Genomic DNA, 26966 nt, shown 5'->3' with positions numbered 1-26966 from the left:
GCTAGTGCCAGAGGTGAGGGGCGGCCTTCCGGGCGCCGGGGAGGGCGTTGTTCTCACGCCACTCGTGGATCCATTCCGGAAGCTCGAGGTCTGCGGGCGGCTCGCCGAACTCGGCCAGGATTTCCTCCTGGCTCACCGGCCGGCCGTTGGCGACAAGCCGGGTGGCAATGTGCGCGCGGGCGTAGATCTCGCCGTCCACCACCATTCGTTGTTCAAAGTAGATCGCTTTGGAATCGAGCCCGATGATCCTAGACTCGATGGTGTACTGCTGCCAGAGCTGCAACGACTTCCGGAACGCGATCGTCTCGCCGGCGGCCACGGGGCTCCAGCGGCGTCTGCGCATCTTTTGCCAGATCCCCGCGCGCACCATGAGGTCGAAGCGCCCAAGGTCCATCAGCGAGAAATACATGCCGTTGTTGACATGCATTGCAATGTCGATGTCCGTGGGCAGTACACGCATGGGCAAGGAGGACGTGCCCCAAACGTTGAGCCGGCTCCGCCTGGACGAGGTGAACAAGAGCAAGAGGGTTCGGAGAAGCAAATGCATAACCGCCATGTTACTCCGCAGTAACATCCTGGGACAGCTTCGTTTTGTGTGTCGCTACATGGCATGTCGTTTACCGCCGGTTCACATGCCGCGGGAAGAATGTCTGAAAACAAATTGCAGGAAGCACCAAGGAGATCCCGTGAGCACCACCCAAACCATCAGGGCACACGCAGATGTGTGGCCGGAACTTCCGCTCCACCAGGAGCTGGTGTTGCAGGACACCCGCGGCAACAGGATCGTAGGCACCTTGGACGGCATGACGGACGATCGCAGCACGCTCTGGATCCAGTTGTCCGGAGGCCTGGGCCGGCAACTCGTGCACCACCAGGACGGATACTGGCTGGAGCCGGGCAGCGCGAGCTAAGCCGGGCCTGGCGTGGCGCCGCCGGTGAGCACGCGCCGTCGTGGTCATCGCCGCTCAAGCGCAGCCGCAACTGCCGCGAACGATCATCCTGACGGGGAGGACAACGGACTCGCTGCCAGTGGTCTCACCCGAGCTCCGCGCAATGAGCATGTCGGCTGCCAATCGACCGATGTCGCTCATTGGCTGCCGAATGGTAGTGATGCTTGGTTGAGAAACGGCGCCGGCGACGACGCCATCGAACCCCGTGACCGCAACGTGGGCCGGAACGGAGACGCCCAAGGTGGCCAATGCGTCCACGACTTCAAGCGCGACCAGATCCGAGGCACAGACGAACGCTTGTGGAAGGGAACCGGCGTCGCTCAAGCCTGCGAGATCCTCGGTGATCGTGGCGAGGGAATGGCTCAACGGAGGCCGGGCGGCGATTCCCCTCCCCCGGAGTTCCTCGTTGAAGGAAAGCCGGCGTTCTTCGCTGTCGGCATTCGTCACCGACGAGACGAAGATGAAATCTGTCATGTTGTGCACGGAAATCAAATGATCGGCGATCATGGCCATGCCGCCTGCATTGTCCGCGGTGATGTGGCAGTAGTCGTCGGTGGTCCCGGCGGAGGCGAATTCAACCACCGGTATTCTCCTTGAGACGTGCGACAAGGTCTCCGGTGCGAGCCGTCGCGGGAAAACCGCGAGGCCATCCACGCGTCCGGCCATCTCGTTGATGATGTTCTCGCCGATTTCATCCTGTCGGCCGCCGAGGATGAGCTCGAATCCGCGCCGCCAACATTGCAATTCGAAGCCGCGCTGCACCTCGTCTAAGTACACAGGAAACAGCCGGAAATCGTCGTATGGCTCACCCTGTAACAGGTGGCTCCCGGGCAGGGACTGCCCAGGGGCGACCCGACGGTCCGGGGCATTCCACATGAAGTCATAGGCGAACAATCCCAAGGCACCCGTACGGCCCCGCGCCAGGCTCCTTGCGCTGGCGTTGGGTACGTATCCAAGCCGTTTTGCGGCTGCCAGCACAATTTCCCGGGTGGATTCCTTGACGCGGTCAGGGTTCCGGAAGGTGAAGGAAACCGTGGCAGTCGAAACACCCGCGGCGGATGCAACGTCGTAAACAGTCGGGCTTTTGGCCATTGATGAGGGCTCCATTGTGATGACGAATTTCGCTTATCCGGTCACGCGTCGCTGTGGTATTCGGCGGATTTCGCCTGTCCCTTCCAGCGCCGAAACATCGTACCCCGGCAGGATAGGCCCCGGCAGTACGCTTCACAGGCGGGCTCATAAGCGCGAGAGCACCGCGGCCACGCCGTCTTCATTAATCGAGGGAATGACCGCGGAAGCGATGGCGCGGACTTCCTCGGGGGCCTGCCCCAGGGCAAAACCCTGACCGGCCGCTCCGGCCCAGCGCAGCATTTCGATATCGTTCCGGCCGTCTCCGAAAGCGACGACGTCTGCGCGGTCGACCCCGAGAAGCCGCCGCACCTTCTCCAAGGCAATAGCCTTGTTGACCCCCTGGGGAGCCATATCAAGCCATGCTGTCTGTCCGATGGAGTAAGTGACGTGGTGCAGGCCGAGGGTTTTCATGATGTCGAAGAATTCCGCGGTCCCGGCGTCGGGAGCAACAACCACCACCCTTGTTGCCCGCCCACCAAGGAGCTCGTCGAAACGGACTCGCCGTGAGTTCGGGTCATCACCGTTTTCACCAGGAAGAATTTCCGTGTACAGGAAAGTTCCGTGCTCGTCCTCCACCGCATAGAGGGCACCGGGCAAGTGTGAGCGCAGAGTGTGGAGCGCGGACGTGGGATCGAAGGTCGCGACGAACTCCTTGCGGTAATTCTGCTCCACCGATTCGTCCCGCCGGATGATGATGGCCCCGTTGGAGCAAACGACGTACTCGGGCGAGATACCGAGGTGGCCCAGGACCCCGATCACGCTCGCAACGGGGCGGCCCGTCGCGAGCGTGATCTCGTCTCCCGAGGCGGCAATCCTCCGGACCTGTTCAACGACTGCCTCACTGATGCGTCCATCGTCGTGCATGATGGTGCCGTCGACATCGAGCGCGACAAGACGGCGTCGCGTTTCCGGACCTGTGGTGGTCATTGGAGGGTAACCGGAGCCTTTCTACTCGTGTGGTTGCAAACGCGGCCCAAGGGGTCTAGAGGGTGGTTTTGCCGTTGAAGGCCTTGGCGATGTAAGACAAGTCGACGATTCCCTTGACGTTTGCCGGCACGGGCGTCTGTCCTGCCGCCTTCATGGCAGGGAGCATTTTCGAGTCCAGCAGCGCGGTATCCATATTGAGGAGACCATGGGTCTTCGTGAAAGCGGACTGGATCAAGGGTGCCTGCAGCTCGTTCTGTCGGATCTGTTGCTTAAGATCGAGTCCGAGGTCGGCCCCATACTTTTCTACACACAGCTTGGCTGCGATGGACGGATCGGCAACGTTGTCCTGCCAGCCCCGGATGCTGGCACGCAGGAACTTGACGATCGCGTCCTCGTTCGCGCTGGCGAACTTGCCGGTGGTCACGATGACATCTGCGTAGGAGGGAAGTCCCAGCTCGCTGTAAGTAACGGTTACGTAGTCCTTGTCCTTGACGAGCCCGAACTGGGTCTCGAGGGTGGTGGGCTGGTTGGTGACGTAGCAGGTGTAGGCGTCGCCTTGGCCGTCCACGAGGGGCGAGGGGTCGAACCCGGCCGGAATGAGCTTGTAGGTAGCCGGGGGCAGGCCCGCGAGCTCAAGGATGGCGTCCAGGTAGGGTTGGGTTCCGCCTTGCCCCAGAACCTTTGCCACAGCGAGGTCCTTGGGTGTCTTCACGGGCTTCTTGGTCAGGGACACGATTCCGCCAGGACTGTCTTGGAAGACTGCACCGAGGATCTTCAAGTCGTTGCCCTTCGCCGCAGCGACAATCGTGTCGCTCATGGACGGTGAGAGCCCAATCTCGGCGTTCCCTGCCGCGAGGCTCTGCGCCGCTGATGGCGCGTTTGCTCCGCCCGGGAGGAACTCAATTTCGAGGCCCTCGTCCTTGTAGTAGCCGCGGTCATCGGCAAGAAAGTAGCCGCCGAATTCAACATTCGACACCCAGCCGAGGGTTATGCGCAGCTTCGTGGGCGATGCCGCCTCCGACGACGCCGGGCTGCTTCCGCTGCTGCTGCAGGAGCTCAGGGCGCCGGCCGTTGCGAGCGCGCCGAGGCCAAGGCCGGCGCCGAGAAGGCTGCGGCGTGAAAACTGCTGGTTCATGGTGGATCTCCTGTTCGAAAGGGAGTGTTCGAAGGTAGTAGTTGTTCGAAATTGGGGTGGGAGCAATTCCTGAGTGGTGGGACCTATTTGAATCTCACGGAAACGTGGTCTTCGAGCCTCTTGGTGAGGGCGAAGACGATGATCGACACAACTGACGTGATGCAGGCGATGGCCCAGACGGTCACAGTGTCGCTGCGGACAATCGAATCGGTAATCAGTTGCCCGAGCCCGCCGATGGAGAGCAAATACTGCGCAAGGATCACTGCGCCGATGGAAAAGGGTGCCGTCATTCGAATGGCTGCGAGCAGGCCGGGCACCGCCTGGGGCAGCAGGAGCCGAAAAAGGGTGCTCCGGCGGCTGGCTCCGAAGACGCGGAAGACATCCTCGGATGAGCCATTCGCCTGCCGGAGCCGGCCAAGGACCAGAACGAACGTGGGAAAGAACGAAAGCAGCATGACGATGACGATGATCGTGATTTCGTTGTAGCCAACAAGCCGCCCGATGACGGGAAGCATTGCAACCACCGGGATAGCTTGCAGGACACTAGTAGTGGGGGTGATGAGTCCGTCGAGGATGGACGAATACCACACCAGGATCGCCAGACCGGACCCAACGCCGAGGCCGAGCACCGTGCCCGGGACGGCGAGCGCGAGGGTGATGAGTGTCGGTTCGGCAAACGTCTGCGGGTTGTTGAAGATGTGCGCCGCAACGCTCAGCGGGCGGGGAAGGAGAAGATCCGTGTAGCCGTTGAGGACGGCGACGAGTTCCCAAAGCAGAAGCAGCGCAATGATCGGCCAGCCCAGCGTGAGGATGCGGCCGAGTGATGCCCTAACTGCCGGCGAGAGCCGTTGGCGTCGTGGGGCTCCGACGTTCGGTACGGATGCGAGGCGGGTAGCGAGAACTGGAGATTCCTTGGTCACACGAACCTCTTTCCGACCATCTTTTGAATCGCCACGATGGCGTAGAAAGCGATGAGTGAGACGAGGGCAGCTGTGAGGGCTACCACGAAGAGCAGCTTGACCTGGAAGTTCTGCATGGAGCTGATCATCAGTACGCCCAGACCGGTGGGCGCACCGAACCATTCCCCAAGAACGGCACCGAGGACAGCCCCAGAGCCGGCAAGGGTGAGGCCTCCGAGCAGGCTGGGCACGGCGCTGGGCAGGCTCAGCCGAATAATGTGCTGAAGGCGGGAAGCTCCGGAGACCCTGAACAAGTCCGAATGGGTGGCGGAGACCGCCACCAGCCCCGATGCGGTTGCTACAAACATCGCGAAACCCGAGCCGAGCGCCGCGGTAAGCACCGACATTCCCTGCGGCCCGACGAGCGCGATAAGCAGCGGCGCGAGCGCCACGAGCGGGATGGTGTTCAGAATCGAAGCGGTCTGGTCCAGGCCCGCTCGCAGGGGCGGGAGTAGGAACCCGAGGAAGCCCACGGCCGTGCCGACGAATGATCCGATGAGCAGTCCGGTTCCCGCTGAAGCCAAGGTGGCGCCAAGGGCTCGAAACAAGAGTGAGCTAGAGAGCTTGGACCCAAGGACGGACCAGACGGCGTCGATAGGTGCCGGCCAGGCCTTTCCCGCTAGACCGAGCCTGCCGACAACCTCCGAAACGAGGATCAGGGTGAGCGCACCGATGATCCCGAGAACAATCTTCTTTGTCTGGGGCCTCATGAGGCGTCCAGCATTCGCGTGAGCCGGTCGACGACGTGGTGGAACTCCGCGGTCCGTTCGAGTCCTTCGGTCTGGACTGTGTCGAAGGAAAGGACTTCCTCGTGCCGGACCCGGCCCGGGTTGGCGGCGAGAACCACCACGCGCTGTGCGAGGAAGACTGCCTCTTCGACGTCGTGCGTGACAAGCACAGTAGTGGTGCGTTCCTCGTCCCAGATCCGTGCCAGCTCCAGGTTCATCCTGCGCCGCGTGACGGCGTCCAGGGCCCCGAAGGGTTCATCTAGCAAAAGCACATCCGGTTTCAGGATGAGGGACCTGGCAATCGAGGCGCGTTGCCGCATTCCACCAGAGAGCTGCCGGGGGTGGGCATCGCGGAAATCGGCCAGGCCGACTAGTTCGAGCAGTTCCTCGATGCGGGCCGAGTCCACGGGGCGTTTGGCCAGCTGATAGGGAAGCGAGACGTTCTGGTAGACAGTCAGCCACGGAAGGAGCGCGTGGTCCTGGAAAGCTACACCGAGCCGGTGTTCGTTCACGAGCTCCTGCGGCTCGCGCCCGTTGACGGCCAGTCTGCCTGCGGAGGGCCTCTCCAAGCCAGCGATCATGCGGAGAATGGTCGACTTGCCACACCCGGAGGGGCCGAGCAAGGCGAGGAATTCGCCTTGCCCGACCTCGAGGGTGACGTCCTTGAGCGCGGTGTACATGTTCCGCTTCTTGAGGGGGAAAGTCTTTTCAACGCGGTCGAGCGATATGCCTGTTGCACTCATGACCGGTCCCTTTCGATTGCGCGGCGCGTGCCGCGGTTCGGACAAATTCAGGATGGGTAGATTCGGCCAGAGGATCAGAGGGCTCCGGCGGCCGCATTGTTATGCGCTTAGATTTTGAATCTGAAAAAATGGCCTTCCAGCCAACTGCGATTAAGCCTAGCGAGCAATTGTTTCGATCGGATGACAGGTCGGTTACCCTTCGCGGACGTGTTTTCCCGGGGTCTTCGGCTCCCCACGAAGAAGCCATGCGGTGCAGTTCGCGGGAAGTTTCCCGCCCGTGACGACTGAACTGCTGATGAGGATCTCCCCGTCCGGCAGAGCGATTGGCTGGTCTTGGAAGTTCGTGACTGACTCCCACCCGCCGTCGCGTTGGAAGTGCAGGACGTCTGAGTTCCCGGAGTCGACCCACCGCAGAGTTTCGGAAGTCCGCAGACTGCTCCGCAAGCGAAGGGCGTCCTTGTACATCCACAAGGTGGACGACCGATCGCCTTTCTGGGCGTCAACCGACAACCTCGCAAAGCCTGCGGGCTGCGGCAGATGGGCGGCCCCACGGCCGAAGCCGAATGAGGGGCCATCAGCCGACCAAGGCAAGGGGATACGGCAACCGTCGCGGCCGACGTCGACGTTCCTGTTACGGAAGAATGTGGGGTCCTGGCGCATTTCATCGGGGATGTCCGGGATCTCATGAAGACCAAGTTCCTCGCCTTGATATAGATAGGCAGAGCCCGGGAGCGCAAGCATCAGCAGCGTGGCCGCTCGCGCACGGCGGAGCCCGAGGTCACGCTTGAGGACGGGCCGGAGTCCGCCGGTGAGCAGCCACGCCCGGCCGGGCCACACGGTGCCGCCAGCATCCTTTGGGGGGAAGCCCGTAGCGGGTGGGGTGCCTGACGACGTCGTGGTTTGAAAGAACCCAAGTTGGCGAGGAACCGGACTCCCCCGAGAGCGCCAGGTTCTCGGTAATCACGGCCCGGAACTGGCCAGCGTCGAAGTCGGCACTAAGGAGATCGAAATTGAACGCCTGGCCTAGGTTGTCCTGGCTGGCGTACCGGACGCGCCGGCTCGGCTCAACCCAGGCTTCAGCGACGGCGGTGCGCGGTGGATCGTATTCGTTGAGTACCTTCCGCCATTCGGCGTAGATGGAATGAACCTCATCGCGGTCCCAGAAGGGGTGGCTTCCGTCCATCACGGTGCTGTCCACGGTTGCCCAAGCGGGAAGCCGATCGGCAGTCAGATCCTTCGCCAGCCCGTGGGCGACGTCGACGCGGAACCCGTCCACGCCGCGGTCCGACCAGAACCTGAGGGTGGTCAGGAAGTCGGCGCGGACCTCCTGGTTCTCCCAGTTGAAGTCTGGCTGCTCGCGGGCAAAAAGGTGGAGGTAGAACTGGCCGTCCCCGACAGCCTCCCAGGCGGAGCCGCCGAACATCGACTCCCAGTCGCTCGGCGGCTGCGCCCCGTCCGGACCGATGCCGTCACGGAAGATATAGCGATCGCGTTCTGGCGATCCCTTCGGCGCCGCCAGCGCCTCCTTGAACCACTGGTGCTGGTTGGAGCTGTGGTTGGGGACGATATCGACCACGAGCTTGATGCCGGAGTCGTGCAGGGCGCCAATCATGACGTCGAAGTCAGCCAGGGTGCCGAGTTTCGGGTCTACGTCACGGTAATTGTCGACGTCGTAACCTCCATCGGCGAGAGCCGAAGGGTAGAAGGGACTCAGCCAGACGGCGTCGACTCCGAGAGACGCGAGGTAGGGAATGCGCGAGGTGATCCCGGCGAGATCACCGATGCCGTCGCCGTTCGAGTCAGCGAAGCTTCGGGGGTAGATCTGGTAGACGGCGGCTTGCCGCCACCAGTTACTTTCGTCGGCCGGGCCGTCGGGGCGGTCTTCCATTGCCGTCTGCGCTGTATTCAACATGGACCTCCTTCAGCTGCCCGATTCGGAAGGCGCGTCTTTGGGCGCTGAGGCGTGTCCGATAATGGAGGAATAGACGAGTCCCGAGTCCTTGATGGTACGGACATGGGTTTCATAATCCACATGGACCATACCGAAGCGCTTTTCGTAGCCCCATGCCCACTCATAGTTGTCGAGCAAGGACCAGAGGAAATAGCCTCGAACATCCGCTCCTTCGTCAATCGCATCCGCGACGCTCTCAAGGTGATCCAGGACGTACTGGGTGCGTTCGACGTCGTGTACGCGTCTCGCATTGGTGATTTCGTCGTCGAACGCCGCTCCGTTTTCCGTCACGTACAGCGGTGGAAGGTTCGGGTATTCCCTGCCGAGCCGCGCGAGGAGATGGCGGAGTCCGTCCGGGTTGATCTCCCAGTCCATCCCTGTGCGGGCGAGCCCGCGCGACGGGAAGGTGATGTGCTCTGAGCCCACATACGGCGAAGCGATCTTGCGATCGGTTGCCATGGCGAAACCGGCGTCGCCATCCGGCAGGGGGCGTCCGGACACGTTGTCATCGTGGTAGTAATTCACGCCCAGGAAATCGATCGGCGCGGATATGGTCGCGAGGTCGCCGTCGTGGACGAGTTGCTCGAAGCCCAGGCCCGCGACATCGTCCTGGAAGTCGTCCGGGTACGTTCCAAGGACAAGGGGTTCCAGGTAGATCCGATTCTGCAGGGCGTCGAAGCGGCGGGCGGCGTCGATGTCCACCCGGTTCCCTGGATCCGCTGGAATGGCGTTCGACAGGTTGAGGGTGATGCCGAGGTTTTGGGCGCCAAATTCACGCAGGCTGCGCACAGCAAGCCCGTGCGCAAGGTTCTGGTGGTGCACCGACGCGAGCCCGTCCTCTCGGGATGTCCGTCCCGGGGCGTGAAGGCCGGCCGCATAGGACAACAAAGACGAACAGAACGGTTCGTTGAAAGTGGTCCAGTGCTGGACTCGATCGCCGAGCGCGCCGTACACCACTTCGGCATAGTCTTGGAATCGGAAGGCGGTATCGCGATTGACCCAGCCTCCTTTATCTTCAACGGCCTGGGGCATATCCCAGTGGTATAGAGTCAGCCACGGCAGGATGCCAGCTTCAAGAAGCTCGTCGACCAAACGGGAGTAGAAATCCAGCCCGGTTTGGTTGACCGCACGGTCCCCCGGCTTGATGCGCGCCCAACTCGTCGAAAATCGATAGGACCCAAGACCCAGTCTCTTCATGAGTGATACGTCTTCGGGCATCCGGTGATAGTGGTCCACGGCAACTTCGGGCGTGTCCCCATTGGCGACCGCTCCCGGGATCCGTGCAAACGCATCCCAGACACTGTCTTCCTTGCCGTATAGGTGGGCGGCACCTTCGATCTGTGCAGCCGCTGTAGCTGACCCCCAGAGGAACCCGGGAGGCCAAGCACGGCGCCGTAGGGACGCGACTTGCTCCAGCTGGGCAGCAGGGATTGTTGTGACAGTCACGAGAGAACTACTCCTTCGATGAGCCAAATGTTATGCGCTTAGATTACATATCCCGCGTTTCGCGGAAGTAACGCCGGCCAGCGACACGGAAAATCGCCACCGACACCCGAATCCGGGCGTCGAGAATCCACCAGCGCCTCGCAGGCGATTTTCCGCGTCGAACGGCCCACCCAAGAAAACACGGACATACAAAAAATCCCCGGAACCATATGGTTCCGGGGATTTAATTTTGTGGCAGATGAGGGATTCGAACCCCCGTAGGCGTTGCCAGCTGATTTACAGTCAGCCCCCTTTGGCCGCTCGGGTAATCTGCCGAACTTCAAAAGAAGTCACTCCCGTTCATCGTTTCGTTTCCGATCCGGTAGGCGCGAGCAAGACAACCTTACAGAACTTCCGCCGAAGAATCGAATCGAGCCCTCGGAGCTACAAAATCAGCGGAAATCTCAAGCATCGCCAAGTATCCGGCCGGCCAGTTTGGCCTCGAAACTCGCCGCCTGTTCAAGGGTGATCTGGTTGAGCTGCACGGCCCGCAGCAAGTCCGCGTGAACGCCGTCCATCCGCGACGCCGCATCCGGGACCGGGCTCAGGACCACGGAAGCCGCGAGCGCTGCGGCTGCAACCGCGCTTGCGGCGGTGGCGGCAGCGACTCCGATTGAACCGGCGGCGGCAGCGGCTGACTTGGTGACGTATCGGACGGCCTGGTTGCTCATGGTGCTCCCTTTCAGGACGGGCTCTTCAAACTGATACAACTCTGTCGGGGCAGTCTCAGTTCCGGCCATGCGTGTGCTGTGAGCGAACTGTGAACGTTCAGCACACGCCCGGCGCTTCCGTATTAGGCTGGTTGGCAGACAAAGCCGCCCGTTTCCGGGCCGCAACGCACCAATCAAACGCAACGCACCAATCAAAGGAGAGTCATGGCAGGCGAATCCACATTCGACGTCGTCAGCAAGGTAGACAAGCAGGAAGTCGCCAACGCGCTCCACCAGTCCCAGAAGGAAATCGCCCAGCGATACGACTTCAAGGGCGTCGGCGCGGAGATCGACTTCAGCGGCGAGAAGATCCTCATGAAGGCCAACTCCGAGGACCGCATCCTCGCTGTCCTGGACGTATTCCAGTCCAAACTCATCAAGCGCGGTATCTCCCTGAAGTCCCTCGACCAGGGCGAGCCTTACCCCTCCGGCAAGGAATTCCGCCTGGAATGCTCCATCAAGGAGGGCATCGCCCAGGACATCGCGAAGAAGATCAACAAGATCATCCGCGACGAAGCCCCGAAGTCCGTCAAGTCCCAGATCCAGGGCGACGAACTCCGCGTCACCTCGAAGTCCCGAGATGACCTGCAGGAAACCATGAACATCCTGAAGAAGTTCGAAGAGGCCGACCTCCAGTTCGTGAACTTCCGCAGCTAGGACTTCGCTGCGGCCCCGGCCGCCATCCAGAAGTACGACGACGGCGCGTTGCCCCCTGAGCGGGCAACGCGCCGTCGTCGTTAATGGAGACAGGCGCGTCACGCCACGCAACTTTTTGGGGTCGAAGCCTGGCGAAGTCCCCGGGATTCCGCGGGTACACCGATCCACGGAGGTCAAAGACTGCAGCGCGTGACAGGCACGCCCGCGTAACCTCCGGCAATTACGACACGTTCTGTTTGCGTAATCGGATCAAACGGGTACTGTACTTCCTTAGGCGAGCCTAAGTGTGGCTCCCCTAACGAAAGATTCCAGATGACCGCGAACTTCCTGATCGGCCTGCGCGAAGGCCTTGAAGCCACCCTCGTTGTGGTCCTGCTCATGGCCTACCTGGTCAAAACCGGACGCCGCTCGCTGCTCCCCAGGCTTTGGGCCGGCGTCGGCATCGCTGTGGCCGTTTCCATCGCCTTCGGGGCACTGCTCACCTTCGGTCCGCAGGGACTGACTTTCGCTGCGCAGGAGGCGATCGGGGGCGGATTGTCCATTGTCGCCGTCGCGCTCGTCACCTGGATGGTCTTCTGGATGGCGCGCACTGCCCGCAGCCTCGGCGGCGAGTTGAAGTCCCAAGTGGACAAGATGGCCGACGGCGCCGCGTGGGGCCTCGTGGTCGTGGCTGCACTCGCGGTGGGCCGCGAAGGGCTTGAGACGGCGCTGTTCCTTTGGGCTGCTGCCCAGGCCGCCGGGGAATCGTCGCAGCCGCTGCTCGGTGCGCTGCTCGGGCTGGCCGTCGCTGCCGGACTCGGATACTTACTGCACCGCGGAGTCCTTAAGGTCAATCTCTCGCGGTTCTTCGCCTGGACAGGAGTCGGCCTCATCGTGATCGCGGGCGGCGTGCTGGCCTATGGCATCCATGACCTCCAGGAAGCCGGGATCCTGCCCGGGCTCCACACCCTCGCGTTCGACGTCTCCGCAGCAATCCCGCCGTCGTCCTGGTACGGCACCCTGCTGAAGGGCACCCTCAACCTGTCCCCGGCCACCACCTGGCTCGAAGCCGGGGCCTGGCTGCTGTACGTGATTCCGGTGCTCTACTTCTACATTCGCGCCAACGGTTCCGCACCGGCGAAATCTCCCGGCAACGCCGCCGCAGAAAACGCCGCCGCTTCCCAGACCGCTTCCCAGGCCGCCAACGCCGCCTAACGCTTCCCGCACCCCCAACAGAAGGAAACCCCAATGCCTGGCACTCCCCTGCCCAAAATTGCCCTGCCCAAAAAGACCCTGCCCAAAAAGGCCTCCCGCCACCGGAAGTCCTTTGCCCTTATCGCCGCTGCCGCAGCCGTTCCGCTGGTACTCACCGGATGCACGGACAATGCAAAGACGCCCGGCTCCAGCGCCTCCGCCGGACCTATCCAGGTCACCAGCACCAAAACCGAGTGCAAGCTTTCCACCGGAAGCGTCCCCAGCGGCAACCTGAGCTTCGCGGTCAAGAACGATGGCACTGAAATCACCGAGTTCTACCTCCTCGCCGAGGACGGCTTGCGGATCGTCGGCGAAGTGGAGAACATCGGTCCGGGCCTGACCCGCAACCTGGTGGTCACGGCTCCCGCAGGCAAGTACACCACCGCGTGCAAGCCCGGCATGCAGGGCGACGGTATCCGTGCCGCCTTTGAGGTCACGGATTCCGGAAACAAGACCGGCGTCGACGCCGATTTCCAGAAGCTTGCGGACACCGGCGTCCAGCAGTACACGGCGTACGTCAAGGACCAGACCGAACAACTCGTGACCGGCACCAAGGCCTTCGCTGACGCCTACGCGGCGGGCGACACAACAAAGGCCCGCGAACTCTACTCGGCAACGCGCATGCACTGGGAGCGGATCGAACCGGTCGCGGAATCCTTCGGCGACCTCGACCCCAAGCTCGACGCCCGCGAAGCCGACCTTGAGCCCGGCCAGGAATGGACCGGCTGGCATCGCACGGAGAAGGACCTCTTCCCACCCGCCGGATACACGGCGCTGACGGCCGCTGAACGAGCCAAGATTGCCACACAGCTCGTTGCCGATACCGAGGAACTCGGCAAACGCACCCGCACCGTTGAGCTCTCCGCGGACAAGCTCGGCAACGGCGCCAAGGAGCTCCTGGACGAAGTTGCGCGCGGTAAGGTCACCGGCGAAGAAGAAATCTGGTCCCACACGGACCTCTGGGACTTCCAGGCCAATGTCGACGGCGCCCGGATCGCATTCGAGAACCTCAAGCCCGCGCTCGCGCAGAAGGACCCCGCCCTGGCCACGAGCCTCGACGGGAAGTTCGCTGCCCTGCAGGTCGAGCTCAAGAAGCACGCCAAGGGCGACGGTTTCGCGTACTACAACGAACTCAGCCCCGCCGAGGTCCAGCAGCTCGCCGCTCTGGTCGACGCCCTGGGCGAGCCGCTGTCCAAGCTCACCTCGGCAGTAGTCCTGTGAGCGGCTGCCCCTTCAACCACGAGCCCGCTGAGGCGCCCGACGGCGGGATGGCCGCCGTCGGGATGGCCGGCGCCGCGTCCGCCGCCGAATCCCCCAAGGGCGGCAAGCGGGGCATGTCCCGTCGTGGACTGTTCTCCCTCGCCGGCATAGGCGGCGCCGGTGCCGTGGCAGGTCTTGCCGCCGGATACCTTAGCCATGATGCGGTGGCAGCTCAGGCGGCCACCCCTGCAGGCGATGTGGTTCCCTTCTACGGCGAACGCCAAGCCGGCATCATCACTCCCGCCCAGGACCGCCTCCACATGGCCGCCTTCGACGTGACGGTTGAGGACCGTGCCGCGGTGATCCAGCTCCTGAAGGACTGGACTGCCGCGGCCGAAGCAATGACCGCCGGCCGTACAACGGGCGCGACCGGCGCCGTCGACGGATCCTACGACGCGCCCCCGGAAGACACCGGCGAGGCGCTGGATCTCGCGGCGGGCAAGCTGACCTTGACGTTCGGCTTTGGCCCGGGCCTCTTCGAAAAGGACGGCAAGCCCCGCTTCGGCTTGGAGGGCCGCAGGCCTGACGCACTGATTGACCTGCCGCATTTCCCCGGCGACGCCCTTGAGGCTGCGCGTACGGGCGGCGACCTTGTGGTCCAGGCGTGCGCCGACGATCCCCAGGTAGCCGTCCATGCGATCCGGAATCTCGCACGCATCGGCTTTGGGAAAGTGCGTGTCCGCTGGTCCCAGCTGGGCTTCGGCCGCACCTCGTCCACGTCCCGGGCACAGACGACCGCGCGCAACCTCTTCGGTTTCAAGGACGGCACTGCCAACCTGAAGTCGGAAGACGCGGCACTCCTCAACGAGCACGTCTGGGCCACCGCTGGAACCCGCCAGGGTGAAGCGTGGATGGCCGGCGGCAGCTACCTTGTCTCCCGACGGATCCGAATGCACATCGAGATCTGGGACCGGACGTCACTGCGGGAACAGGAAGGGCTGATCGGTCGCACCAAAGGGTCGGGAGCGCCCTTGTCCGGAGGAGAGGAATTCACGGCGCCGGACTTTTCAATCAAGGGGCGCGACGGCGAGCCGTTGATCGCCCTGGATTCCCACGTCCGCCTCGCCCACGCGGACCAGAACAACGGCGTGAAGATGCTCCGCCGAGGGTACAACTACACGGATGGTTCGGACGGACTCGGCCACCTCGACGCCGGGCTGTTCTTCATAGCTTTCGTCAAGGACCCGCGGACGCACTATGTGCCGATGCAGATGGCCATGGCAAAGAGCGACAAGCTGGCTTTGGAGTACCTCAAGCACACGGGCTCCGGCCTGTTCGCAGTGCCTCCGGGCATCAAGCCGGGCGGCTTCATCGGCGAGGGCTTGTTCGCATGAGCACTGCCGTCGTCGAACCCGGCGGCGGCACCAGCAAGACAGAAGACACGGCCAGCATTGCAGAGGGGGACGGCATGATGCCGTCCCCCAAATCTTCCCCGCATCCGGGCCGCAGGAAGACCGTCGTCCTAGGAGGCGCCTGCACTGCTGCTTGGGCGGGATCGGTGTCGGCTGGCGCCCTGGTGGACTGCGGTCCAGACCTTCACCGTGTCGGCCTGGCATGCCAAATCATTGCGCTGGTGCTGTCCTTCGGCGCCATCCTGGTTGTCGATTGGGTGGGCTTCCTGTGGCTCGTCGGCAAGCGGGACATCCACGACACCCGACGCCTCAAGGCCGCCGCCCAGCCGCTGATCTGGGGTGGATTGGTCGTGTTGCTTGTCTCCGGCGCCATGATCAGGCCGGACATCACCGGCCACGTCACCCAGGTCAAGCTGCTGTGTGTTTTGGTGCTCATGCTGAATGGGATCGCCATGGCTCCCATAATGCGCCGGCTCCATGCGCTCCCGGTTGGAACGCATTTCAAAGTCCGTGGCGGGCCGACTGCGTGCGCGGCTGCTCGTGGCCTTGTGCATTTCCCAAGGCTGCTGGTGGACGGCGGCGCTGGTGGGGCTGGTAAACAGCACCCTGCGGCGCTGGGCGGGCGATTAGCTCCCGTCGAAGCGCTCTGGCTTGTTCGCGGTGCCTCCGGGCACTAAGGCGGGCGGCTTCATTGGTGAGGGCTTGTTCGCATGAAGCCGCCCGTCGTCGGACGCGGCCGGCAGGCTGACCTACGGGACCGCTGGCTAGGAAAGCGGCCGTCCGGCCATCCGCTCGAGCCGCTCGATGCGCTCGCGCATGGGCGGGTGGGTGGCGAACAGCTTGGTCATGGCACCGCCGCGGAACGGGTTGGCGATCATGAGGTGCGAAGTGTTCACGAGGCGCTGATCCTGTGGCAGTGGCACCTGCTTCACGCCGGCCTCGATCCTGCGGAGGGCTGAGGCGAGCGCCAGCGGATCGCCGGTGAGCTCCGCGCCGTCGTGGTCGGCGTCGTACTCCCTGGTCCGGGAAATGGCGAGCTGGATCAGCGAGGCGGCAAACGGCGCCAGGAGCGCCATGGCGATCATCGCAATCGGATTGGCGTTCCGCCGGTCCCCGCCACCGAAGAACAGCAGCATCTGGCCCACCGAAGTAATGACGCCGGCGACGGCGGCCGCAATGGACGAGGTGAGGATGTCGCGGTTGTAGACGTGCATGAGCTCATGCCCGAGCACGCCGCGGAGCTCGCGGGCGTCGAGCAAGTTCAGGATGCCCGCGGTGCAGCACACGGCGGCATTCTTCGGGTTGCGTCCCGTGGCGAAGGCATTGGGTGTCATGGTCGGCGAAACGTAGATCCGCGGCATGGGTTGGTTCGCCCGCACGGAGAGTTCCCGGACGATCTGGTACAGCTGCGGAGCCTCCGCTTCCGAAACCGGGTAGGCGGCCATGGAACGGATGGCGATCTTGTCGCTGTTCCAATATCCATAAGCCGTTGTCGCGACGCCGATCACTGCCATGATCCAGATGGGCGACGCACTGCGGGTGCCCACACCGATCACGGCACCAAGACCCAGCAGCACCGCCCAGAGCACACCGAAGAGCGCTGCGGTCTTCAGGCCATTGTGATGATTATGCACTTCACTACTTTCTTGCAGTCCGGCTTTTGTCTTGCATTGCATGCTGGTTCTGTTCCGATTAACGCCGACGGCGGCCCGGACGTTCCTGCTCTGCCCACCCAACTGACTCGCATTTAATGTCGTTCTGAGCCGCCATAACGACAACAACTGTCAGTTAGTTGGGCGTGGGGCTGGGTCTGGGCTAGGGCACCGGGTGGAGCGAATCGTACTGGAGGAATCCACGTTGCCCGCGCGCCACGAGCCACGCCAGTACCGCGCACAGCACGCCGCCAAGGAGCAGCACCCAGCCTTCGCTGAGAACCTTGGTGACGCCACCGGCGAGCATGTCCCCCACTCGTGGACCGCCCGCAACCACCACGATGAACACGCCTTGCAACCGTCCCCGCATGTGGTCCGGGGTGGCCGATTGCAGGATGGTGGTCCGGAAGACCGCGCTGATTGAGTCCGAGATCCCGGCAAAGGCACAACACATGGCCGCCGGGATGATCCAAGGCGTCACGCCGTCGCGCCCACTGTCCCCGGCCAGGACCACCACGAGGCCGAAAGCTGCGATCGAGAAACCCCATCCGGCCACGGACCATACCACCGCGCTGCCTTGGCGCCGCACCCTCCCCAGAGGCCCGGAGAATAGTCCCGCCAGGAAGGCACCGACAGCTACAGAAGCGAGCAACACACCCACGGTGGTGTCGCCACCTCCGATCATCGTGGCTCCGATCGCGGGCATGAGGGCGCGCGGCTGGGCGCAGATCATCGCGATGAGGTCGATGATGAACGTCATGCGGAGGTTGGGCCGGGTGCCCAGGAAACGGAAGCCCTCGACGACGGAGCGCAGGCCGGGTGCCGACGCGTTCTCGGCCGCGGGAAGGGCCGGTAGCTTGAAAAGGCTCCACAGTGCGAAGGCGAAGCTCAGGGCATCGATCGTGTAGGTCCAGCCGAAACCGCTCGAAGCAACCAGCACACCTGCCAGCAAGGGGCCGGCCGTCATCGAAATGCCCATGTTCAGCATGCTCAACGCGTTGGCCGCGGGCAGCAGTTCCTTCCGGACCAGCAAGGGAATAATGGCGCTGCGTGCCGGCCCGTTGATGCCCTGCGCGCCGCTCTGGATCGCGACGAGGACGAACAGGATCCAGACATTGTTCAGCTGGAACCACGCTTGGAGTGCCAAGGCCACGCTGCAGCCCCACAAAAGGAGGGACGCAACAATAGCGACTTTCCGCCGGTCATAGGCATCCGAAAGGGCGCCGCCAAACAAGCCCGCGATCACCAGCGGAACTAAGGCAAAGATACTGAGCAGGCCCACATAGAGGCTCTGTTGGGTGATGCTGTAGACCTCGAGGCTCACGGCAACCAGGGTCAGCTGGGATCCGACCATTGACACCGAAGACCCGAGCCACAGGCGGCGGAATGCGGGGCTTTCGCGAAGCGGGGTCATATCAGCCAGGAGTTTTGCCACCGTCCAACCCTACCCACCCACGCGCCCGCCCTCCCGTAGCGCCGCGTCAGCGCTCGTCCGCTGCTGCGGCCGCCGCCGTCGCGCCCGAGTCCCAGGCCGCCGGGCCGCCGGCGTCCGCTGCTGCGGTGGCCGCCGTCGTGCCCGCGAGTCCCAGGCCGCCGTCGGCGGGTTCATCCGAAGTTAGCCTCACCTTATTGTGAAGTACTCATAATAAGTGCTTCAATGGGCGTATGGCAGATCACACGGCAGACCAGGAAGCGTGGGCTTCCGCCCTGCATTCCCACGGACGCCGCGTGACCAAGCAGCGTCTTGCGGTCCTCGCGGCCGTTCAGCACAATCCGCATTCCCCGGCCGAAGGCATCCTGGCTGCCGCACGCAAGGATCTTCCCGAACTGACAGCGCAGTCTGTTTATGTGGTGCTGAGCGACCTCACGGACCTACAGATGCTGCGGCGGTTCGAACCGCCCCACTCTCCCGCGCTGTACGAGACGCGGGTCGGCGACAACCACCACCACGCCGTGTGCATCAGTTGCGGCCGGGTGGAGGATGTCGACTGCGCCGTAGGCCATGCCCCTTGCCTCACCCCGCACTGGGATGAGCATTCCAAACCCATGACCATCCAGATCGCAGACGTCCTGTACCAAGGCATCTGCCAGGACTGCCAGGCCAAACAACAGCTTCCTACTCAAACGCAAGTAACCCACGAAATAGGAGAACGATGACCGCGAACATCTCGACCACCCAGTCGGGCGCCCCCGTCACCTCGGACGCGCATTCCAAGTCCGTTGGCGCCGACGGTGCCATCATCCTGACCGACCACTACTTGGTGGAAAAGCTCGCACAGTTCAACCGCGAGCGCGTCCCGGAGCGCGTTGTCCACGCCAAGGGCGGCGGCGCTTTCGGTACCTTCAAGACGTCCTCGGACGTTTCCAAGTACACCAAGGCAGCTTTCCTCCAGCCCGGCGTCCAGACGGACATGCTCATCCGTTTCTCCTCCGTTGCGGGCGAGAACGGCTCCCCGGACACCTGGCGCGACCCCCGCGGCTTCGCCGTCAAGTTCTACACTTCCGAGGGCAACTACGACCTCGTGGGCAACAACACTCCGGTGTTCTTCATCCGCGACGGCATCAAGTTCCCGGACTTCATCCACTCCCAGAAGCGCCTCCCGGGCACCCACCTGCGTGACGCCGACATGCAGTGGGATTTCTGGACCCTCTCCCCCGAGTCCGCACACCAGGTCACTTGGCTCATGGGCGACCGTGGCCTGCCGGCTTCCTGGCGCGAAATGCAGGGCTACGGCTCGCACACCTACCAGTGGATCAACGCCGAGGGCGAGCGCTTCTGGGTCAAGTACCACTTCAAGTCCAACCAGGGCGTCAAGTCGATCACCGGCGACGAAGCCGCCGAGTTGGCCGGCTCGGACGCGGACTTCTACATCCGCGATCTCCAGGAGAACATTGCCGCCGGCAACTTCCCGTCTTGGGAACTGCACGTCCAGGTCATGCCTTACGAGGACGCCAAGACCTACCGCTTCAACCCGTTCGACCTCACCAAGGTGTGGCCGCACGCGGACTACCCGCTGATCCACGTGGGCACCATGGAGCTCAACAAGAACCCGGAGAACTACTTCGCGCAGATCGAGCAGGCCACCTTTGCGCCGTCGAACTTCGTTCCGGGTATCGCCGCCTCCCCGGACAAGATGCTGCAGGCCCGCATCTTCTCCTACGCTGACGCGCACCGCTACCGCGTGGGCACCAACCACGCCCAGATCCCGGTGAACCAGCCGAAGAACCAGGTCAACAACTACAGCCAGGACGGCGCGGGACGCTTCCTGTTCAACGCTCCTTCGGTTCCGGTCTATGCACCGAACTCCGTGGGTGGCCCGGCTGCTGTTGAGCCGCAGAACCCGGCCGGCGGCTGGGAGAACGACGGCGAGCTGACGCTTTCCGCACACTCCCTGCACGCCGAGGACGGCGACTTCGTCCAGGCCGGCGCGCTGTACCGCGAGGTTTACGACGACGGCGCCAAGGCCCGTCTGCTGGACACCATCACCGGCGCCGTGGGTGGCGTCAAGAGCGCCGACATCAAGGAACGCGCCATCCAGTACTGGACCAACGTCGACGCTGAACTCGGTGCCAAGTTGCGCGCCAATCTCGGCGCGGGCGAAGGCGAGTCGGCTGCGGAAGCAGCCAACAAGCTGTAACAACGTCCACCAACGAAGCAACCCCGCTGCGGATTCTCCGCGGCGGGGTTGCTGTTTAATGCGCATGAATGCCTGGACTTGTTTGCGATTCCTGAGCTTGTATCTCGTGGAATGCGAAACAAGGTACCGACCCAGCGGCGAGGTTCCGCGGCGGGTTTTCCACATGGCCGACAATGGCTCTGGCTAGCCCGGCATTGTCATCCATAGGATCCTTACATGAGCACATTTACCGGGATCCCCGCAGAGGCCATCGCCTTCTATGCCGAACTTGAAGAGAACAACAACCGCGAATGGTGGTTGGCGCATAAAGACATCTACGACTCCGCCGTGAAGGAGCCATTGACGCTGTTGCTGGAAGAGCTTGAGCCGCGATTCGGGCCGGGCAAGGTTTTCCGTCCCAACCGCGACATCCGGTTCTCCCAAGACAAGTCCCCCTACAAGACGGCACAGGGAGCCTTTGCAGCGGATAACGAGGGTGTGGGCTTCTACCTCCAGCTCAGTGCAGACGGCTTGTTAGTCGGCGGTGGATGCCACTCGCGCACCCCCGAGCAGATTGCCCGGTTCCGCGCCGCCACCGATTCGCCGGCCAGCGGGGAGGAACTCCAGAAAATCGTCGATGCCATCGCCGCCGCGGGCTTCGCAGTGGAAGGCGAGAAGCTCAAGACCGTGCCGCGCGGTTTCGACAAAGACCATCCACGCGCCGAGCTCTTGAAGCACAAGTCGTTGTCTGCCGGAGTGACCTTGGGCGAACCGGAATGGATGTCCCAGCCCTCAGCCAAGGAAGAGATCGCCAAGCGTTGGGAGGTACTGCGCCCGCTCGTGGAGTGGGTCAACGAGCACGCGTCGCCGTAATCGTGGGGGTGAGTCTAGCCGGGGGCGTGAGCCCGGTCGCTGGCTAGACCCTAGTGAGGTTGTCTTCGTCGTCGCTCTTGTCGGAAACAGCCGCGTTCCCGGACACCGCGGCCTTTGCCGAAGCGAACTTCTCGTTCAAGCGGGAGTGGCGCTGCCCGTAGGCAAAGTAGATGGCGAGTCCGATTGCCAGCCAGATGGCGAAGAAGACCCAGGTCTCCACGGCGAGGTTTGTCATCAGGTAGACGCACAGGACGGCCGAGACCACCGGAAGGACCTTGCCGAACGGAACCCGGAAAGCCGGCTTGAGATCCGGGCGCTTCTTACGCAGCACCAGGATGCCCAGGCTCACCATGACGAAGGCCGAGAGGGTACCGATGTTGATCATTTCTTCGAGAAGATCCACGTTGGTCAGTCCGGCAACGATTGCCACGGCAGCGCCACAGATGATCTGGAGGCGGACCGGCGTCGAACGCTTGGCACTGGTCTTGGACAGCGCGCGCGGAAGCAGTCCGTCGCGACTCATGGCAAGGACCACCCGGGCCAGGCCCATGAGCAGCACCATGATGACGGTGGTCAAACCGATGAGCGAGCCAAAGGCAATGACCTTGGCCGCGTCGGTGTTTCCAACCGCTTCGAAAGCCGTGGTCAGGGTGGGGTTCTTGGCTTCGGCCAGTTGGGTGTAGGACACCATGCCGGTCAGGGCGAGGGAGACCAGGATGTACAGCAGCGTCACGAGCGCCAGGCCGCCGAAGATGCCCCGGGGCAAGGTCTTCTGCGGGTTCTTGACCTCTTCCGCGGAGGTGGCAACCACGTCGAAGCCGATGAAGGCAAAGAACACCAAGGCTGCGCCGGCAAAGATGCCCAGCGTTCCGTACTGGGCCGGAACCGCACCTGTGAGGAAGCCGAAGAAGGACTGCTTCATGACATCCGCGCCGTCGTTGCCCCCGGTAGGCTGCGATGCCGGGACGAAGGGCGTGTAGTTGGAGAATTTCACGTAGGTGAAGCCGACAACGATCACGAACAGCACCACGGCGATCTTGATCAGCGTGAAAACGTTGCCCACGCGGGCAGAGAGCTTGGTGCCGAGCACCAGGAGCACCGTGAAGATGGCAACAATCAGGAAAGCGCCCCAATAGAGATCCACACCGGCAATGTTCACGGCCGGCGGCATATCCACACCCATGAGCGCAAACACTTTGCTCAGGTAGATTCCCCAGTACTTGGCGATCACCGCAGCAGCGGTAAAGAGTTCAAGGATGAGGTTCCAACCAATGATCCAAGCGAGGACTTCGCCCATGGTGGCGTAGGTGAAGACGTAGGCGGACCCAGCGACCGGGATCGCGGTAGCGAATTCGGCGTAGCACATGATTGCCAAGGCACACGTGACGGCTGCGACGGCGAAGGAGATGGTCACGGCGGGCCCGGCGAAGTTCGCAGCGGCCTTGGCGCCGACAGAGAAGATCCCGGCACCGACGGCAACGGCGACGCCCATGATCATCAGATCCCAGGTGCTGAGGGAACGCTTGAGCTTGCGTCCGGGCTCATCGGCGTCCGCAATGGACTGCTCGATCGATTTGGTCCGGAAGAGGTTCATAGAAGAGTCCACAATCTTGATGAGGTGGTAGAAACAGACTCATCAAGAGTAGTGTCCAGCCAATGGACCCCCACATTTGTCCCGAATCGTGAGACACATGCATGGCCCATCTTCAGAGCGCGGGGACGTTCCAATCCATCAAGGTCGAGCGGATAAGGAAGCGTTTCCCCTCAGGCGATTCGACCGAGAATCCACTCCCGCGGCCGTCCACCACATCCACCGTCAGATGGGTGTGGGACCAGTAATTGAACTGCTCCCGGGACATCCAGAACTCCAAAGGCTGCGGCCGTTCGGGCTCGCCGATGTCGAATAGCCCGAGCAGAACGTCCGAATCACCGGTAATGAATTCGCCGGCCGGGTAGCACATCGGGGAGGAACCGTCGCAGCAACCGCCTGACTGGTGGAACATGAGCGGACCATGCTGCTCCCACAACTTCCGGAGGAGTTCGATGGAAACGGCGGTGAGCGCCACCCGGGAAAAGTCTTCCGCGGGCAGCGTCACTGCGGCGTCAAGCCTGTTGTGGGGCATTAGAACCTCAGCACCACGCGTCCGTCGATCTTGGCATGCTTCATTTCGTCAAAGACCGCGTTGACCTCGGAGAGCTCCCGCGTGGACACGGTCGGGTGGATCTTGCCCTGCGCGTAGAAGTCCAGCGCTTCCTCCAGGTCCTGGCGAGTTCCCACGATCGAACCACGGACGGTCAGGCCCTTGAGCACAATCTCGAAGATCGGCGCGGGGAAATCTCCCGGCGGGAGTCCGTTGAAGACGATGGTCCCACCACGGCGGGCCATGCCGATCGCCTGCCCGAAAGCCGAGGGGTGCACCGCCGTGACCAAGACGCCGTGGCAGCCTCCGGTTTCCCGCTGGATGACTTCCGCCGGATCTTCGTGCAGCGCGTTGACCGTGAGCTCGGCGCCGTGTTTCTTGGCGAGGGCGAGCTTGTCGTCGGCGATGTCCACCGCGGCAACCCGCAGGCCCATGGCCACGGCGTATTGGACCGCGATGTGACCCAGGCCGCCGATGCCGGAAATGGTGACCCATTGGCCCGGCCTGGCCTCGGTCATCTTCAATCCCTTGTAGACGGTGACTCCGGCGCACAGCACCGGGGCGACCTCCACGGGGTCCGAACCTGCCGGAATCCTCGCGGCGAACCGGCTGTCCACCAGCATGTACTCCCCGAACGAACCGTCCACGCTGTAGCCGGCGTTCTTCTGGGCTTCGCACAGCGTCTCCCAACCGGTCCGGCAGAACTGGCAATCGCCACAAGCGGACCAGAGCCAGGCGTTGCCCACCAGGTCCCCGACGGCCAGGTCGGTGACGCCCTCGCCGAGGGCAACCACTTCACCCACGCCTTCATGGCCGGGCACGAACGGCGGGGAAGGCTTGACCGGCCAGTCCCCCTCGGCGGCGTGCAGGTCTGTATGGCAGACGCCGCTGGTGATGACCTTGACCAGCGCTTCTCCTCGGCCAGGCGTGGGAAGGGGAAGGGACTGGATTTGAAGGTCTTTTCCGAATTCTGTTACTACGGCTGCTTGCATTGTCGTCGTCATTGGCGAAATCCTTGCGTCGTTAAAGCGTTGTTTGAGGCGGGGTGCTGCTTTCCTGAGGGGTGGCCAGGGTGGGTCGGCGGGGAGGGGTCTGTGCTGATCCCTCCCCGCCGGGTCAAGTGCGGCTTAGAAGAAGCCGAGTTTGTTTTCGTTGTAGCTGACCAGGAGGTTTTTGGTCTGCTGGTAGTGGTCGAGCATCATGGCGTGGTTTTCGCGTCCGATGCCGGAGGACTTGTAGCCGCCGAACGCGGCGCCGGCGGGGTAGGCGTGGTAGTTGTTGACCCAGACGCGGCCGGCCTGGATCTCCCGGCCTGCCCGGTAGGCGACGTTGCCGTTGCGGGACCAGACCCCGGCGCCGAGTCCGTAGAGGGTGTCGTTGGCGATACCGATGGCGTCGTCGTAGTCGCTGAACTTCGTCACGGACACCACGGGGCCGAAGATCTCTTCCTGGAAGATCCGCATCCGGTTGTGGCCTTCGAAGATGGTCGGCTGCACGTAGTAGCCCCCGGCGAGGTCGCCGTCGAGCTGGGCGCGGGCGCCGCCGGTGAGGACCTTGGCGCCTTCCTGCTTTCCGATGTCGATGTAGGAGAGGATCTTCTCGAGCTGGTCGTTGGAAGCCTGGGCGCCGATCTGGGTGTCGGTGTCCAGCGGGTTGCCCTGGATGATCTTGTTGGTGCGGGCCACGGCGTCGGCGATGAAGGAGTCGTAGATGCCTTCCTGGACCAGGGCGCGGGAGGGGCAGGTGCAGACTTCGCCCTGGTTGAAGGCGAAGAGCGTGAAGCCTTCCTGGGCCTTGTCGTAGAACGCATCGTTCTGCGCGGCGACGTCGTCGAAGAAAATGTTCGGGCTCTTGCCGCCCAGCTCCAGGGTCACGGGGATCAGGTTCTGGGACGCGTACTGGCTGATCAGCCGTCCCGTGGTGGTCTCGCCGGTGAAGGCGATCTTGCGGATCCGCGGGCTGGACGCCAGCGGCTTGCCAGCCTCGACACCGAAACCGTTGACGACGTTCACGACGCCGGCGGGCAGCAGATCGGAGATCAGTTCCATCAGGACCAGGATCGAGGACGGGGTCTGCTCGGCGGGCTTGAGCACGACGGCGTTGCCCGCGGCCAGTGCCGGCGCGAGCTTCCACACGGCCATGAGGATCGGAAAGTTCCACGGGATGATCTGGCCCACCACGCCCAGCGGCTCGTGGAAGTGGTAGGCGGTGGTGTCGTCGTCCAGCTGGGACAGGTGGCCTTCCTGGGCGCGGATCGCGGAGGCGAAGTAGCGGAAGTGGTCCGCCGCGAGGGGGATGTCCGCGTTCAGGGTTTCGCGGACCGGTTTGCCGTTGTCCCAGGTCTCGGCGACGGCCAGCAACTCGACGTTCTCATCGATCCGGTCGGCGATCTTGTTCAGGATCGCGGCGCGTTCGGTGGCCGAGGTCTTGCCCCAGGACGGGGCCACCTTGTGCGCAGCGTCCAAGGCCAGCTCGATGTCCTCGGCCGTGCCCCGGGCAACCTCGCAGAAGGCCTTCCCGGTCACCGGGGTGATGTTCTCGAAGTACTGCCCCTTGACCGGGGCAACCCACTCCCCGCCGATCCAGTTCTCGTAACGGTCCTTGAAAGTGACCTTCGAACCCTCGGCACCCGGCTGTGCATAAACAGTCATCTGTAGCTCCTTTGCTGCGCATGATGGTGGCTTTGCTGTGCCATCAGCGTAGGAGCGGGAAGGTTGCAAGCAGGTTGCAACCATGTGGTTCAGATCACTTCGGGGCAGGACTCCCCCGGCCGCGCCCAGGAAGCTATAGACCCGCGGGGAAAGCGTACGAGCTCGGAACCGGCGAGGGCGCGGCACCGTAGGAGAGCACGACTTCGTCGTGGGCCTTGAGAACCACGTCTGACACTGGCGCATTCTGCTTTGCGCCGTTCACGTAGGCGGTCCAGCCGCCGGTTCCGCCATGCGGTGCTCCCGTGGCGTCCTTGCCGTCGAGAACTCCCCATTCGCTGAGGACCTGGCCGAGCGTGTACTTCTGGCCGGCCGTGGGCGCTTCGATGTGGATGACGCCGGACGTGTCGTGGGTGTGGAGTGCCGAGATTCCGTTGGGCTGCCCGTCGGCCCCGAAACTGAAGCCAATTTCGGCCGGGACGGTGACGGCTTTGCCGTCTACCAGGACATCCAGATGGGCGTGATAGTGCTCGGCTGTGCCTTCGGCGGTCAGGATATCCAGGCCCGCGGCCTTGATTCTCTGGGCGCCCGCCGTGGGATCGAGTTCCCACGCGGCGGCGGCAGCCGTGGTGGCCGAAGTCGAAGGCGTCGCCGATACGGGTGCTGTCTGTGCGGGTGCCCCGCAGGCTGTGACTCCGGCAAGGAGTCCGGACACGGTTAGGGCAACGGCGAGGCGTTTGTTCAACACGGAGGAAGCTTCTTTCGTTTGGCTCGCTTCTACGATACGGGCCGAAACTCCGTATTTCCCGAGTGC

26 protein-coding genes, 1 tRNA gene and 1 pseudogene are annotated in these 26966 nt (G+C 63.3%); 9 read left to right on the top strand and 19 right to left on the bottom strand.

Annotated features, from left to right (window positions below):
- Nucleotide 1: 1 nt before the first annotated feature.
- Nucleotides 2-547, bottom strand: a complete 546-nt coding sequence (locus AC1DJW_RS15630) for an acyl-CoA thioesterase (protein WP_390278593.1) — start codon at nt 545-547, stop codon at nt 2-4.
- A gap of 139 nt (nt 548-686) precedes the next feature.
- Here AC1DJW_RS15630 and AC1DJW_RS15625 point away from each other — a divergent pair, with 139 nt between their 5' ends.
- Nucleotides 687-911 carry a hypothetical protein gene (locus AC1DJW_RS15625; protein ID WP_390278592.1) on the top strand — a complete coding sequence of 75 codons (225 nt, stop codon included), beginning with the start codon at nt 687-689 and terminating at the stop codon, nt 909-911.
- A gap of 54 nt (nt 912-965) precedes the next feature.
- Here the strand turns inward: AC1DJW_RS15625 and AC1DJW_RS15620 are convergent, their stop codons facing one another.
- From AC1DJW_RS15620 to AC1DJW_RS15575, 10 genes and pseudogenes are all read right to left on the bottom strand, one after another.
- Entirely contained in the window at nt 966-2042 is a 1077-nt protein-coding gene (locus AC1DJW_RS15620; protein WP_476901818.1) for a LacI family DNA-binding transcriptional regulator, read from the bottom strand.
- A gap of 144 nt (nt 2043-2186) precedes the next feature.
- The gene (locus tag AC1DJW_RS15615; protein WP_476901817.1) at nt 2187-3008 is read right to left on the bottom strand and encodes an HAD family hydrolase; all 822 of its coding nucleotides are present in this window, start codon (nt 3006-3008) and stop codon (nt 2187-2189) included.
- Between the two features lie 55 nt (nt 3009-3063).
- Entirely contained in the window at nt 3064-4143 is a 1080-nt protein-coding gene (locus tag AC1DJW_RS15610) for an ABC transporter substrate-binding protein (protein WP_476901816.1), read from the bottom strand.
- Nucleotides 4144-4226: 83 nt separating this feature from the next.
- Nucleotides 4227-5063, bottom strand: a complete 837-nt coding sequence (locus AC1DJW_RS15605) for an ABC transporter permease (RefSeq protein WP_476901815.1) — start codon at nt 5061-5063, stop codon at nt 4227-4229.
- Nucleotides 5060-5812 (bottom strand): ABC transporter permease, encoded by a 753-nt coding sequence (locus AC1DJW_RS15600; RefSeq protein ID WP_476901814.1) that lies wholly within the window; start codon nt 5810-5812, stop codon nt 5060-5062. The genes AC1DJW_RS15605 and AC1DJW_RS15600 overlap by 4 nt, the downstream gene beginning before the upstream one ends.
- Nucleotides 5809-6573, bottom strand: a complete 765-nt coding sequence (locus AC1DJW_RS15595) for an ABC transporter ATP-binding protein (protein ID WP_476901813.1) — start codon at nt 6571-6573, stop codon at nt 5809-5811. The genes AC1DJW_RS15600 and AC1DJW_RS15595 overlap by 4 nt, the downstream gene beginning before the upstream one ends.
- 192 nt (nt 6574-6765) lie before the next feature.
- Nucleotides 6766-8485, bottom strand: a pseudogene (locus AC1DJW_RS15590) (glycoside hydrolase family 13 protein).
- A 9-nt stretch (nt 8486-8494) separates the two neighbouring features.
- Nucleotides 8495-9970, bottom strand: a complete 1476-nt coding sequence (locus tag AC1DJW_RS15585; protein ID WP_476901812.1) for a GH1 family beta-glucosidase — start codon at nt 9968-9970, stop codon at nt 8495-8497.
- A gap of 232 nt (nt 9971-10202) precedes the next feature.
- Nucleotides 10203-10284, bottom strand: a tRNA-Tyr gene (locus AC1DJW_RS15580).
- Nucleotides 10285-10413: 129 nt separating this feature from the next.
- Nucleotides 10414-10680: a hypothetical protein gene (locus AC1DJW_RS15575; protein WP_284753323.1), complete on the bottom strand. Its 267-nt coding sequence runs from the start codon at nt 10678-10680 to the stop codon at nt 10414-10416.
- A gap of 204 nt (nt 10681-10884) precedes the next feature.
- Between AC1DJW_RS15575 and AC1DJW_RS15570 the strand changes: the two genes are divergently transcribed.
- The 5 genes from AC1DJW_RS15570 to AC1DJW_RS15550 all read left to right on the top strand — a co-directional run bounded on the left by AC1DJW_RS15570 (nt 10885) and on the right by AC1DJW_RS15550 (nt 15898).
- Nucleotides 10885-11376 carry a YajQ family cyclic di-GMP-binding protein gene (locus tag AC1DJW_RS15570; protein ID WP_059387254.1) on the top strand — a complete coding sequence of 164 codons (492 nt, stop codon included), beginning with the start codon at nt 10885-10887 and terminating at the stop codon, nt 11374-11376.
- A gap of 312 nt (nt 11377-11688) precedes the next feature.
- Nucleotides 11689-12570 carry an iron uptake transporter permease EfeU gene (gene efeU, locus AC1DJW_RS15565; protein ID WP_476901811.1) on the top strand — a complete coding sequence of 294 codons (882 nt, stop codon included), beginning with the start codon at nt 11689-11691 and terminating at the stop codon, nt 12568-12570.
- 33 nt (nt 12571-12603) lie between these two features.
- Nucleotides 12604-13830 carry an iron uptake system protein EfeO gene (gene efeO / locus AC1DJW_RS15560; RefSeq protein WP_284753319.1) on the top strand — a complete coding sequence of 409 codons (1227 nt, stop codon included), beginning with the start codon at nt 12604-12606 and terminating at the stop codon, nt 13828-13830.
- A gap of 47 nt (nt 13831-13877) precedes the next feature.
- On the top strand, nt 13878-15203 hold the full coding sequence (gene efeB, locus AC1DJW_RS15555; RefSeq protein WP_476901830.1) for an iron uptake transporter deferrochelatase/peroxidase subunit: 1326 nt from the start codon (nt 13878-13880) through the stop codon (nt 15201-15203).
- Complete coding sequence (locus AC1DJW_RS15550) at nt 15200-15898, top strand: hypothetical protein (RefSeq protein WP_476901810.1); 699 nt, start codon at nt 15200-15202, stop codon at nt 15896-15898. The genes efeB and AC1DJW_RS15550 overlap by 4 nt, the downstream gene beginning before the upstream one ends.
- An 87-nt stretch (nt 15899-15985) precedes the next feature.
- Here AC1DJW_RS15550 and htpX read toward each other — a convergent pair whose 3' ends face one another.
- From htpX to AC1DJW_RS15535, 3 genes are all read right to left on the bottom strand, one after another.
- Nucleotides 15986-16855 carry a zinc metalloprotease HtpX gene (htpX, locus tag AC1DJW_RS15545; protein ID WP_284753316.1) on the bottom strand — a complete coding sequence of 290 codons (870 nt, stop codon included), beginning with the start codon at nt 16853-16855 and terminating at the stop codon, nt 15986-15988.
- A gap of 181 nt (nt 16856-17036) precedes the next feature.
- Nucleotides 17037-18308, bottom strand: coding sequence for an MFS transporter (locus tag AC1DJW_RS15540; RefSeq protein WP_284753314.1), 1272 nt, complete (start codon nt 18306-18308; stop codon nt 17037-17039).
- 46 nt (nt 18309-18354) lie between these two features.
- Complete coding sequence (locus AC1DJW_RS15535; RefSeq protein WP_476901809.1) at nt 18355-18498, bottom strand: hypothetical protein; 144 nt, start codon at nt 18496-18498, stop codon at nt 18355-18357.
- A gap of 40 nt (nt 18499-18538) precedes the next feature.
- Between AC1DJW_RS15535 and AC1DJW_RS15530 the strand changes: the two genes are divergently transcribed.
- The 3 genes from AC1DJW_RS15530 to AC1DJW_RS15520 all read left to right on the top strand — a co-directional run bounded on the left by AC1DJW_RS15530 (nt 18539) and on the right by AC1DJW_RS15520 (nt 21363).
- The gene (locus tag AC1DJW_RS15530) at nt 18539-19030 is read left to right on the top strand and encodes a Fur family transcriptional regulator (protein ID WP_184738401.1); all 492 of its coding nucleotides are present in this window, start codon (nt 18539-18541) and stop codon (nt 19028-19030) included.
- A complete protein-coding gene (locus tag AC1DJW_RS15525) occupies nt 19027-20511 on the top strand; it encodes a catalase (protein WP_284753311.1) in 1485 nt (494 codons plus the stop codon). Before AC1DJW_RS15530 ends, AC1DJW_RS15525 begins: the two co-directional genes overlap by 4 nt.
- Before the next feature lie 216 nt (nt 20512-20727).
- Nucleotides 20728-21363, top strand: a complete 636-nt coding sequence (locus AC1DJW_RS15520) for a DUF2461 domain-containing protein (protein ID WP_284753310.1) — start codon at nt 20728-20730, stop codon at nt 21361-21363.
- 43 nt (nt 21364-21406) lie between these two features.
- Here AC1DJW_RS15520 and AC1DJW_RS15515 read toward each other — a convergent pair whose 3' ends face one another.
- The 5 genes from AC1DJW_RS15515 to AC1DJW_RS15495 form a co-directional block, all read right to left on the bottom strand.
- Entirely contained in the window at nt 21407-22957 is a 1551-nt protein-coding gene (locus AC1DJW_RS15515) for an amino acid permease (protein WP_284753307.1), read from the bottom strand.
- A 112-nt stretch (nt 22958-23069) separates the two neighbouring features.
- Complete coding sequence (locus AC1DJW_RS15510; RefSeq protein WP_284753306.1) at nt 23070-23486, bottom strand: DUF779 domain-containing protein; 417 nt, start codon at nt 23484-23486, stop codon at nt 23070-23072.
- Complete coding sequence (gene adhP / locus AC1DJW_RS15505) at nt 23486-24508, bottom strand: alcohol dehydrogenase AdhP (RefSeq protein ID WP_390278512.1); 1023 nt, start codon at nt 24506-24508, stop codon at nt 23486-23488. Before adhP ends, AC1DJW_RS15510 begins: the two co-directional genes overlap by 1 nt.
- A gap of 123 nt (nt 24509-24631) precedes the next feature.
- A complete protein-coding gene (gene exaC, locus AC1DJW_RS15500; protein WP_476901808.1) occupies nt 24632-26155 on the bottom strand; it encodes an acetaldehyde dehydrogenase ExaC in 1524 nt (507 codons plus the stop codon).
- Between the two features lie 133 nt (nt 26156-26288).
- Nucleotides 26289-26900 carry a hypothetical protein gene (locus AC1DJW_RS15495; protein ID WP_284753300.1) on the bottom strand — a complete coding sequence of 204 codons (612 nt, stop codon included), beginning with the start codon at nt 26898-26900 and terminating at the stop codon, nt 26289-26291.
- Nucleotides 26901-26966: the final 66 nt, after the last annotated feature.

The organism is Arthrobacter sp. 05L417, assembly GCF_056397865.1.
Note: the sequence above shows the minus strand (reverse complement) of the source record. Positions and strands in the feature narration are given on the sequence as shown.

What these genes read in the sequence shown, in the direction of transcription:
- AC1DJW_RS15630 (WP_390278593.1), bottom strand. Translation starts at nt 547, where the DNA reads ATGCATTTGCTTCTCCGAACCCTCTTGCTCTTGTTCACCTCGTCCAGG.
- AC1DJW_RS15620 (WP_476901818.1), bottom strand. Translation starts at nt 2,042, where the DNA reads ATGGCCAAAAGCCCGACTGTTTACGACGTTGCATCCGCCGCGGGTGTT.
- AC1DJW_RS15615 (WP_476901817.1), bottom strand. Translation starts at nt 3,008, where the DNA reads ATGACCACCACAGGTCCGGAAACGCGACGCCGTCTTGTCGCGCTCGAT.
- AC1DJW_RS15610 (WP_476901816.1), bottom strand. Translation starts at nt 4,143, where the DNA reads ATGAACCAGCAGTTTTCACGCCGCAGCCTTCTCGGCGCCGGCCTTGGC.
- AC1DJW_RS15600 (WP_476901814.1), bottom strand. Translation starts at nt 5,812, where the DNA reads ATGAGGCCCCAGACAAAGAAGATTGTTCTCGGGATCATCGGTGCGCTC.
- AC1DJW_RS15595 (WP_476901813.1), bottom strand. Translation starts at nt 6,573, where the DNA reads ATGAGTGCAACAGGCATATCGCTCGACCGCGTTGAAAAGACTTTCCCC.
- AC1DJW_RS15575 (WP_284753323.1), bottom strand. Translation starts at nt 10,680, where the DNA reads ATGAGCAACCAGGCCGTCCGATACGTCACCAAGTCAGCCGCTGCCGCC.
- AC1DJW_RS15570 (WP_059387254.1), top strand. Translation starts at nt 10,885, where the DNA reads ATGGCAGGCGAATCCACATTCGACGTCGTCAGCAAGGTAGACAAGCAG.
- efeU (WP_476901811.1), top strand. Translation starts at nt 11,689, where the DNA reads ATGACCGCGAACTTCCTGATCGGCCTGCGCGAAGGCCTTGAAGCCACC.
- efeO (WP_284753319.1), top strand. Translation starts at nt 12,604, where the DNA reads ATGCCTGGCACTCCCCTGCCCAAAATTGCCCTGCCCAAAAAGACCCTG.
- efeB (WP_476901830.1), top strand. Translation starts at nt 13,878, where the DNA reads ATGGCCGCCGTCGGGATGGCCGGCGCCGCGTCCGCCGCCGAATCCCCC.
- AC1DJW_RS15550 (WP_476901810.1), top strand. Translation starts at nt 15,200, where the DNA reads ATGAGCACTGCCGTCGTCGAACCCGGCGGCGGCACCAGCAAGACAGAA.
- AC1DJW_RS15530 (WP_184738401.1), top strand. Translation starts at nt 18,539, where the DNA reads ATGGCAGATCACACGGCAGACCAGGAAGCGTGGGCTTCCGCCCTGCAT.
- AC1DJW_RS15525 (WP_284753311.1), top strand. Translation starts at nt 19,027, where the DNA reads ATGACCGCGAACATCTCGACCACCCAGTCGGGCGCCCCCGTCACCTCG.
- AC1DJW_RS15520 (WP_284753310.1), top strand. Translation starts at nt 20,728, where the DNA reads ATGAGCACATTTACCGGGATCCCCGCAGAGGCCATCGCCTTCTATGCC.
- AC1DJW_RS15515 (WP_284753307.1), bottom strand. Translation starts at nt 22,957, where the DNA reads ATGAACCTCTTCCGGACCAAATCGATCGAGCAGTCCATTGCGGACGCC.
- AC1DJW_RS15510 (WP_284753306.1), bottom strand. Translation starts at nt 23,486, where the DNA reads ATGCCCCACAACAGGCTTGACGCCGCAGTGACGCTGCCCGCGGAAGAC.
- adhP (WP_390278512.1), bottom strand. Translation starts at nt 24,508, where the DNA reads ATGACGACGACAATGCAAGCAGCCGTAGTAACAGAATTCGGAAAAGAC.
- exaC (WP_476901808.1), bottom strand. Translation starts at nt 26,155, where the DNA reads ATGACTGTTTATGCACAGCCGGGTGCCGAGGGTTCGAAGGTCACTTTC.